Below are 8,385 nucleotides of genomic sequence, written 5' to 3'. Positions count from 1 at the left end.
ACCACTCAGGGGTAAATAACGACCACTGAGTATGAAAAGCAACACGAATCGATAATGATTATACTTTAGAGCATGAAATTTATATTTTTGACTTTGAATTTTATAAAGACATAAGAATATTTAATTTAGAAGTATAGAAGCTAAAATTTAGGTTTTATGCATAGAAAGTACTACATCCTCTTCGATAAATATTTTGATATAACATGCAAAAATATAGTTGATTAAAAATTCAATTTATAAAAACATAAAGACTATAAGTTATACCATCAATCAAAGTACTGATTAGAACGATAAAAACACCACTCAACTGCTCATTGGAAGATAATTCTTCAAAATTTACGCAAGCATACTGTGCGATTACAGCAATATATCTAAGATATCCTAGCAAACACGCGTCATATTGAAAGCAAATACATCAATAAATATGTTCATAAAAAAAGGCGGAGCTAATATTAGCTCCACCTTTTTTATCGCTTGCTGCTTATCACAACTCAGCAGTCTTCATGCTATCCACTTCTCCATCACTCTTACTAATCGTCAGTCCCGTAAAGCCAAATAGTAGCGTCAGTAGCAGTGACAAATAACAGAAGAACGCATAAGGCAGATAATCTAATACCGGCACCCCTAGCGCCTGACTGATAAACACCCCGCACACACTCCACGGTACTAATGGATTAATCACCGTTCCTGCATCCTCAATCGTCCGCGACAAATTCTTAGGATGTAAATGCAAGCGCTCAAACGTTGAACGAAAGGCCGTACCTGATAATAGAATACTCAAATACTGCTCACCAATCAGCACATTGATACTCAGTGCCGACATCGCTGCCGCAAAGATAGCCCGTCCTGATGTCGTGAGTGTATCCTTAATACCAGACAGCAGTGCTGGCAGAATCCCTAGTGCCGTTAACAACCCGCCCAAGCTTAATGCTAATATCACAATCGCTTGAGTAAAGAACATGCTCTGTACACCGCCGCGTGACAGCATACCACCTACTTCACCCAACTCTAATGACTCAGCAGGGGCATAGCCTGCAAACAGATAGCCGCCCAATTGTCCAAAGCTTGGTGAGCTGTGTACATAAGTAATGATGAGTGCCGCGGCAATCGTACAGATAATCGTATAGATCGCATTAACCCGAAACAGTGCTAATCCTACCAATACGACAAAGGGTAATACCGAATACCCATGTACCAACCCACTGTCTATCAGCTGACCTTGTAGTATGGTTACTTGGCCGAGATCAGAGCCTGACGTCTGTCCTGAAAACATCCAAAATAAGATAACTGTCAGTATCCATGCAGGTACTGTCGTATACATCATATTGCGTATGTGCTCAAACAGATCAATACCAACTACAGAAGACGCAATAGTACAAGTATCAGACAAGGGAGACATCTTATCACCGAAGAACGCGCCTGATACCACTGCCCCTGCTGCTATTGCCACATTAGCATCAAAGGCGTTACTCATACCAATAAAAGCTACACCCAGAGTGGCAGCCGTCGTTAAACTACTACCCAATGCAATACCAATAAACGAGGTCAGTACAAAGGCAGAAATATAGTAGTACTCAGGTGAGATCAGCTGAAAGCCTACATACATGAGCGTAGGGATAGCGCCAGACATCATGAGAGCTGCCACCATAAGACCAATAAAGAAGAACAGGTAGATAGCACCGATACCACGCATGACACCTGAGGCCATCTGTGCTTGCATGTCATCAAAGCTAAGTCCTTTAACCATACCAATAGCCAGTAGCACACAAATAGCTAAGATAAGAGACAGATGCGGTACCCAGCCAAAGCCGATCATGGTGATGCCCATGATACCGATGACGATGGTAGATATGATAAAGGCAAGCTTGGCGCTGATTATGGTGAGGGGGGTTGGTGGCATTGGACGCTCTTATGTTGCTGATAGGTTTAATTCGTTCAGGTATTAAGGTGTGCGCACCTGCTTTTCAATATTAATCATTTCTGTCTTGCTTATAGTTAGCTTTAATTATTACTTTCTATATCTCCACTATCATCTGACTTAGGACAGATTTTACACATAAAAAAAAGCCTCACTGTGAAGTGAGGCTTTTTGAGCTTTTTCAAGCCATATTTGGAGCGGGAAAAGAGATTCGAACTCTCGACCCCAACCTTGGCAAGGTTATGCTCTACCACTGAGCTATTCCCGCTTATTATCAATTCGTAGCGTTGTTAACAACTACTCCGTCTCGATAGGCTGGCTATTTTAGCAAATATTCTGTGGGTGTCAACACCTTTTTTAAAATTTGTTCCTAATATTTTTAGCTAAACACCTTTTTTATAAGGCGATTCAACATAAGCAATTGATTTAAAAACAGGAATTAATTTTAACTAAATTAAAAATATTTCACATTAATTGCAGAGCTTTAAGTCTAAGCTTTCACTTCTCTTAGCTTCATTATGGACATAAAACACTCATTTAAGAAAAAATCACTATTTTGCCTCAACACAATATACTGCACTTACAATCATGCGCTTTATTGTTACTTTTTCTATCTTGGCTTTAAGTGCTTAACATTATTATACTTATGCCCAATGACAGTTAAGGTAAACTTTTACTATTTAAGTAGATGAATGAACGCTACTGAAAAATTAATAAACATGCCCCCAACATCTGCTGTACCATTTTTAAACTTGTTTGATTTTGCGTTTTTCCATTTTATAGAGAGGATATTTTTATGAAAAAGTTATTAACCACAACAGTAATGGCTGCCTCATTGTCAGCATTGACCTTGACTGGCTGTAGTAGCACGACCAGTACAGGTGCACTTGGTGTCGATCGTCAGCAGCTCTTATTAGTCTCTAGCGAGCAAGTATTACAGCTATCTGCCCAAAGCTATGCTCAAACATTACAAGATGCCAAATCAAAGGGCTTATTAGATACTAATACGGCTCAACTAAACCGCTTAAAGAACATCGCCAATCGTTTGGTTGGTCAAGTCGGGGTTTATCGTGCAGACGCTGCCCAATGGCAGTGGGAAGTACATACTATTAAGTCTGATGAGCTAAATGCATTTGTTATGCCTGGTGGTAAAATAATGTTTTATTCAGGCATCATTGATCGTCTGAGCCTCACTGATGATGAAATTGCTGCCATCATGGGGCATGAAATCTCTCATGCTTTACGTGAGCATTCACGCGAACGCCTCTCACGTGAATATGCTACTCAGACAGGCATTGGTGTTGCCGCTAGTATATTTGGCTTATCGCAAGGGCAGGCTGAGTTAGCAGGTACTGCTGGTAATTTAGGCTTGAGCTTACCCCACAGTCGTACTCAAGAAAGCGAGGCTGATCAAATTGGTCTTGAGCTGATGGCACGTGCAGGATACAACCCTCAGGCAGCTATTACCCTATGGCAAAAAATGCAAAAGGCAAGCCAAGGTGAGCCACCACAATTCCTCAGCACTCATCCATCAAGCAGCAGCCGTATCGCAGAGTTACAGTCATTGATGCCAAAAGTTACGCCTTTATACCAACAGTCGAGCCGCTAATAAGCAGTTACTCTTATGCTTTAGCAGTACGTATTTAGATATCATATAAGCAAAGTACAGCCAAAGCGTTGTGCTTTGCTTTTTTAATTATAGCCAGACATTGTAGTTTCTATAATTGGTAAGCCTAATAATTAGTGGAGTTTGTAATTAGTCGACTGAGTAATCGCACTCTATACCGTTTACTGTGTCTGCTATAATGCCAATAAATATTATTTGCAAATTGCCCAATATAATTGCACAAAATACATTGAAGGATTGTTATGAGTACCACACCTACTGCCGACGCACTTCATACCGAATTACAGGCGCTAAAGCCACAGCATATCGAACTGATCAATGAGTCGATGTCTCATGCAGGTTACTTTGAAGGTAAAGAAAGCCACTTTAAACTTACCATCGTTAGCGATGCTTTTGAAGGCAAGCGATTGGTCGGGCGTCACCAGCTTATCTATGGCTTAGTCACACCTTTACTCACCTCACAAGGCGGTCAAGTACATGCCCTAGCTATCCATGCCTATACTCCGACAGAATGGCAAGGTCAAAGCCCTGAGAGTCCATTATGTGCTGGTCAAAACAAATAGTAGACCATGCCTGGATCGCAACTAATTATTTTAAATTAGCCTATATACTGTAGTTTTAGAGGGAGCAATATTCAATGAAACATCTACATATGCTGATGGCAGCGCTGACTGTTGTACTATTTTTATATCAAAGCTATTTAGTGCTTAGCGCAGATAGACGCGCCCCACGTGTGGTCAAAATAGCCACTCATATCATCTATGCCCTGCTTATCCTGTCAGGTGCGACGATGCTAATGCAGTTGATGGGTGCCAATGCTCCTGTACAGTGGGTATTTGCCAAAATCATTTTACTTATCGCTGCTATTAGCTCAAGTATTAAAGCGTTTAAGGTTGATGCCACACCTGGGCAAAGAAAAACAGGTATCCTTATCGCTGCCGTTGCTTATATCGGTATTGTGATACTTGCCTTTGCCAAGCCAGCAAACTTATTTTAATAAGCGTTCTTTTGTTTTAATAAGCAACTGTCTTAGAAAGCTGTCGATATTTTGTTGCCATGATACGAAAATTTTTAATCATCGATGGATTTTAAATATCTTAATCGCGCTACTTTTGCTATCTTAAATAGATATAAATACAATCAATTAGCCTATTGGAGCCATTATGAAAACGTTTACGACAGCGACACTACTAGCTGGCATTTTTGCGCTCTCAGGCTGTGCCTCTACTGGTAACATCACCCCGCAATACGTACCACCAAGTACTTATCAAAATTATAATTGCCAAGCACTTAGCCAAGAGTACACTCGCGTCAACCGCTATGTGGAAGCAGCACGCAATGAGCAATCTACGCTATCGGCATCAGGCGTCGGTGTTGGCATCTCTGCCGGACGCTGGGGTATCTCGCCTAATATCAGCTTTGGTCTGGGCAAAAGCAACAATACTAAAGCGCGTGATGCAAAATTATCGCGCCTCTACGGTGAGCGTGATGCCATTGTCCAATCGGCACGCATTCAGCGTTGTAGCTTTGCTAATGGCATCAAGATCTATGGTGAATAAGTTGGATCAAGTGCAAAACGATTTAAGTAACTAAGATAGTGCATAACACAATAAAAAAGCCAATATGCAGATCGCATATTGGCTTTTTTATTGCTACGGTTTTTTATAAGAAAACATGAGGACTTGGATGATAAGCAGTCTTATCCGGCTCATATTACGACTGCAAGCTTTGCACCCACTGGATGATTTGATGACTTGGTAATGCGCCTGATTGTCGCGCGACTTCTTTACCATTTCTAAAAGCAACCATTGTTGGCAAACTGCGAATATTGTAAGGCGCGGCCGCCTGCTCGTATTTATCCGTTTGGACTTTAGCGAAGACCACGTGTGGCAATTGGCTAGCAGCAGTTTTAAACTCTGGCGCCATCATAATACACGGCTGACACCAGCTCGCCCAAAAATCTACGACAGTCAATACATCATTTTTTTGGATAACCTTGTTAGCTGTTTGTGCATTTAGTTCATGCGGACTGTCAGTCAATAATGGCTGACCACATTTACCGCATTGTGGCGCAGCACTCAATCGTGCAGCAGGTACACGGTTGGTTGCTTGGCAATGTGGGCATACTAAATGAAAACTTTGCTCGCTCATTCTTTAATTCCTATTCTAATTATTTTGTTATCTTAAACACTCTTGATGAACGTTTTTGTCTGAAGACAATTTACGTTGATTGCTGTAGTTATAGTTGTCGTCGCATTGATTGATCACGTTGATTAATTATATAAATAATTCTAGCACAGTTAATTAGTCTTATCTTTTATGCCAGTTGCTGTGCCACGCCGCTATATACATAACTCATCGGTCGTGGACCGGGCAAATATGCTTCGCTCAGCTCATCAATGATAAAACCACCTTTTCTGATAAGTGCTGGAATATCACGATCCAAATGACATTCTCCCGCTATCGGCCTCCAAAAAGGCGTCAATCGATGCTGCCAACGCTCAACAGTAGAATCTGGTGCCAGTCCATGCTCACAAAATAGTAAACGACCGCTAGGTTTTAGCACACGTGCCATTTCTTGAAGCGCGGCTACTGGATCATCAATACTACACAAAGTAAAGGTCATCACAATCGTATCAAATTGGTCAGTATCGGCATGAATACCTTCAACATCGACAGCTATCACTTCAACTGGAATGCCAGTGTCAGCTGCCCGCTTACGTACGAGCGACTGCATCTGAGACGCTGGATCAACACCGATAATAGAAGAGACTTTTTTGGCATCATAAAACTGTAAATTCAGACCGCTACCAATACCAATCTCTAACACATTGCCCAATGCTTGCGGGACGATTGTAGACCGCGCTTTCATCACGCTACCGTTACCGCAAGCGATATCGATCATTTTTGGCAGCACATACTGCTGATAAAGGTTCATATACCTCTCATCACTATATTCAACGTTGCCTTTAGTCTACTATTGATTGTACAAAAACACAGTAGATGAATACGCTTACGACTGACGCTTACACGTATTGATACCGAGTAACGAATAAAGTGCGCATGAGCGGAATAAACCAGTAAACAAAGGAATCAAGCCAACGACACCCCATAAGCTTTGATAATAAAGACCTAAAGCAATGATTATGAGACCAGCCACAACACGTAGTGTCCTATCGGTACGACCTACATTAACTTTCATAATAAATTCCTTGAAGTAATAAAAGCAATAATATTTGAGGTCAAATCCTATCAAGTTAACGACTATTGACTCATAGTTGATTAATCATAGTTTTGCCGTTTTTGTAGCAGCTTGACTACAAAGCGTTAATAGGTACTTTCAAATAACGCGTACCGTTGTCTTCTGCCTCTGGAAGATTTCCCGCATCGATATTGATTTGTACAGCAGGAATGATAAGGCGAGGCATGTCTAAAGTCGCATCACGGCGCTCACGCATCTGCACAAACTCTGCTTCGTTTATACTGTCTTTGACATGGATGTTTTCTAGTTTTTGCGCAGCTACTGTTGTCGTTGGGCAATGCTGACGACCTTTGCTCGGATAATCATGACACAGATACATGACGGTATCTTCAGGGAGTGCTAACAGCTTTTGGATAGACTGATAAAGCGTTTTGGCATCACCACCAGGGAAATCACAGCGAGCAGTTCCCACGTCAGGCGCAAATAACGTATCTCCAACGAATACGACGGTTTTTTCATCGTCAGCAGCCAGATAGGCCATATCGGCACGTGTATGACCGGGTACATACATCGCGGTGATCGTAATGTTGCCAAGCTCTAAGATCTCGCCCTCGTCTGTCAAAATATCAAACTGACTGGCATCAGTGTGGAAACTGGTATCAAAGTTAAAAATTTGCTTAAAGATTTTTTGTACTTCGGTGATATGCTGACCGATGACTAACTGTCCACCAAGGCTTTCTTTCACATGAATGGCTGCCGATAAATGATCTGCATGGGCATGGGTCTCGATGATGTACTTGAGCGTCCAATCCTGCTCACGCACAAACTCGATTACTTCATCCACACTACTTGTATTGGTCCTGCCTGACTTAGCATTAAAGTTCAATACAGGATCGACAATGGCACAAAGCTTCTGCTCGGTATCAGCAAGTACGTGAGTATAGGTTTCTGTATCGCTATCTAAAAAAGAATGAACTTGCATGGTGGCCTCTTTAATTATTTATATATATTTCGATCACAGGGATTTTTTATCTTTAATTGACCCTTAAGTATGGTAGTCAGTCGTATATAATGTGTTCCTACGACTTATCTGATGTCTATAATATAACAACCAGTTTACAATTTATCAATTTATATAATGTAATTAATGATAACTTGATATACAGCGTGATATCATTGATAATCAACTATATATTATTTGAAACCTCACGACATTTACTGCCATCTAATGTAAGGAATTCGTTCTGACTACTTCTATTTCAGCCGAAGGTACACCTGCTCGCAGTGCCACTGACGATGTGTCATCTGATACTGCAGATTTAGTACCTGCCGATCTTGCAAAGCAAATGCAGCAAGCATCGCTACAAGCCAGCCAATTATTAAAGTCGCTATCGCACCCTGATCGCCTACTGCTTCTCTGTCAATTGACCCAAGGTGAATATTGCGTTGGTGAGCTTGAAGAGTTGGTCGGGGTTGGGCAGCCAAGCTTATCGCAGCAATTGGGTATATTGCGTAAAGACGAGCTGGTCGCCACACGCCGTGAAGGCAAGCAAATTTACTATAGTATCGCAAGCGAGGATGCATTAGCGGTACTTGATCTGCTGTATCAACGTTTTTGTGCCAAAGCAGAATAGTACC

General features: G+C 41.4%; 10 protein-coding genes and 1 tRNA gene. 5 read left to right on the top strand and 6 right to left on the bottom strand.

The features are described from left to right. Positions 1 to 484 precede the first annotated feature (484 nt). Together ACT3QN_RS08615 and ACT3QN_RS08610 are read right to left on the bottom strand one after the other, a co-directional pair. Positions 485 to 1,900, bottom strand: a complete 1,416-nt coding sequence (locus ACT3QN_RS08615) for a Na+/H+ antiporter NhaC family protein (protein WP_444523847.1) — start codon at positions 1,898 to 1,900, stop codon at positions 485 to 487. Positions 1,901 to 2,111: 211 nt separating this feature from the next. Next, positions 2,112 to 2,186, bottom strand: a tRNA-Gly gene (locus ACT3QN_RS08610). 528 nt (positions 2,187 to 2,714) lie between these two features. Between ACT3QN_RS08610 and ACT3QN_RS08605 the strand changes: the two genes are divergently transcribed. From ACT3QN_RS08605 to ACT3QN_RS08590, 4 genes are all read left to right on the top strand, one after another. Continuing rightward, positions 2,715 to 3,527 carry a M48 family metallopeptidase gene (locus ACT3QN_RS08605; protein WP_444523846.1) on the top strand — a complete coding sequence of 271 codons (813 nt, stop codon included), beginning with the start codon at positions 2,715 to 2,717 and terminating at the stop codon, positions 3,525 to 3,527. 260 nt (positions 3,528 to 3,787) lie between these two features. Then, positions 3,788 to 4,108: a BolA family protein gene (locus ACT3QN_RS08600; protein WP_444523845.1), complete on the top strand. Its 321-nt coding sequence runs from the start codon at positions 3,788 to 3,790 to the stop codon at positions 4,106 to 4,108. 74 nt (positions 4,109 to 4,182) lie between these two features. Continuing rightward, positions 4,183 to 4,542: a SirB2 family protein gene (locus ACT3QN_RS08595; RefSeq protein ID WP_444520237.1), complete on the top strand. Its 360-nt coding sequence runs from the start codon at positions 4,183 to 4,185 to the stop codon at positions 4,540 to 4,542. A 166-nt stretch (positions 4,543 to 4,708) separates the two neighbouring features. Further along, positions 4,709 to 5,104: a hypothetical protein gene (locus tag ACT3QN_RS08590; protein WP_444523844.1), complete on the top strand. Its 396-nt coding sequence runs from the start codon at positions 4,709 to 4,711 to the stop codon at positions 5,102 to 5,104. A gap of 154 nt (positions 5,105 to 5,258) precedes the next feature. On the opposite strand, the gene trxC is transcribed toward ACT3QN_RS08590, so the two are convergent. From trxC to ACT3QN_RS08570, 4 genes are all read right to left on the bottom strand, one after another. After that, positions 5,259 to 5,696, bottom strand: a complete 438-nt coding sequence (gene trxC, locus ACT3QN_RS08585; RefSeq protein ID WP_444523843.1) for a thioredoxin TrxC — start codon at positions 5,694 to 5,696, stop codon at positions 5,259 to 5,261. A 166-nt stretch (positions 5,697 to 5,862) separates the two neighbouring features. Then, positions 5,863 to 6,483, bottom strand: coding sequence for a class I SAM-dependent methyltransferase (locus tag ACT3QN_RS08580; protein WP_444523842.1), 621 nt, complete (start codon positions 6,481 to 6,483; stop codon positions 5,863 to 5,865). Positions 6,484 to 6,558: 75 nt separating this feature from the next. After that, entirely contained in the window at positions 6,559 to 6,747 is a 189-nt protein-coding gene (locus ACT3QN_RS08575; RefSeq protein WP_444523841.1) for a YgaP family membrane protein, read from the bottom strand. Positions 6,748 to 6,862: 115 nt separating this feature from the next. Beyond that, positions 6,863 to 7,729, bottom strand: a complete 867-nt coding sequence (locus ACT3QN_RS08570) for an MBL fold metallo-hydrolase (protein WP_444520241.1) — start codon at positions 7,727 to 7,729, stop codon at positions 6,863 to 6,865. Between the two features lie 316 nt (positions 7,730 to 8,045). Between ACT3QN_RS08570 and ACT3QN_RS08565 the strand changes: the two genes are divergently transcribed. Further along, on the top strand, positions 8,046 to 8,381 hold the full coding sequence (locus ACT3QN_RS08565; RefSeq protein ID WP_444523840.1) for an ArsR/SmtB family transcription factor: 336 nt from the start codon (positions 8,046 to 8,048) through the stop codon (positions 8,379 to 8,381). The last annotated feature ends 4 nt before the right edge of the window (positions 8,382 to 8,385 follow it).

The organism is Psychrobacter sp. AOP7-C1-14 (assembly GCF_052376135.1).
GTDB lineage: Bacteria > Pseudomonadota > Gammaproteobacteria > Pseudomonadales > Moraxellaceae > Psychrobacter.
Note: the sequence above shows the minus strand (reverse complement) of the source record. Positions and strands in the feature narration are given on the sequence as shown.

Excerpts from the sequence above, each read along its gene's own strand:
- ACT3QN_RS08615 (WP_444523847.1), bottom strand. The coding sequence starts at position 1,900 with ATGCCACCAACCCCCCTCACCATAATCAGCGCCAAGCTTGCCTTTATC.
- ACT3QN_RS08605 (WP_444523846.1), top strand. The coding sequence starts at position 2,715 with ATGAAAAAGTTATTAACCACAACAGTAATGGCTGCCTCATTGTCAGCA.
- ACT3QN_RS08600 (WP_444523845.1), top strand. The coding sequence starts at position 3,788 with ATGAGTACCACACCTACTGCCGACGCACTTCATACCGAATTACAGGCG.
- ACT3QN_RS08595 (WP_444520237.1), top strand. The coding sequence starts at position 4,183 with ATGAAACATCTACATATGCTGATGGCAGCGCTGACTGTTGTACTATTT.
- ACT3QN_RS08590 (WP_444523844.1), top strand. The coding sequence starts at position 4,709 with ATGAAAACGTTTACGACAGCGACACTACTAGCTGGCATTTTTGCGCTC.
- trxC (WP_444523843.1), bottom strand. The coding sequence starts at position 5,696 with ATGAGCGAGCAAAGTTTTCATTTAGTATGCCCACATTGCCAAGCAACC.
- ACT3QN_RS08580 (WP_444523842.1), bottom strand. The coding sequence starts at position 6,483 with ATGAACCTTTATCAGCAGTATGTGCTGCCAAAAATGATCGATATCGCT.
- ACT3QN_RS08575 (WP_444523841.1), bottom strand. The coding sequence starts at position 6,747 with ATGAAAGTTAATGTAGGTCGTACCGATAGGACACTACGTGTTGTGGCT.
- ACT3QN_RS08570 (WP_444520241.1), bottom strand. The coding sequence starts at position 7,729 with ATGCAAGTTCATTCTTTTTTAGATAGCGATACAGAAACCTATACTCAC.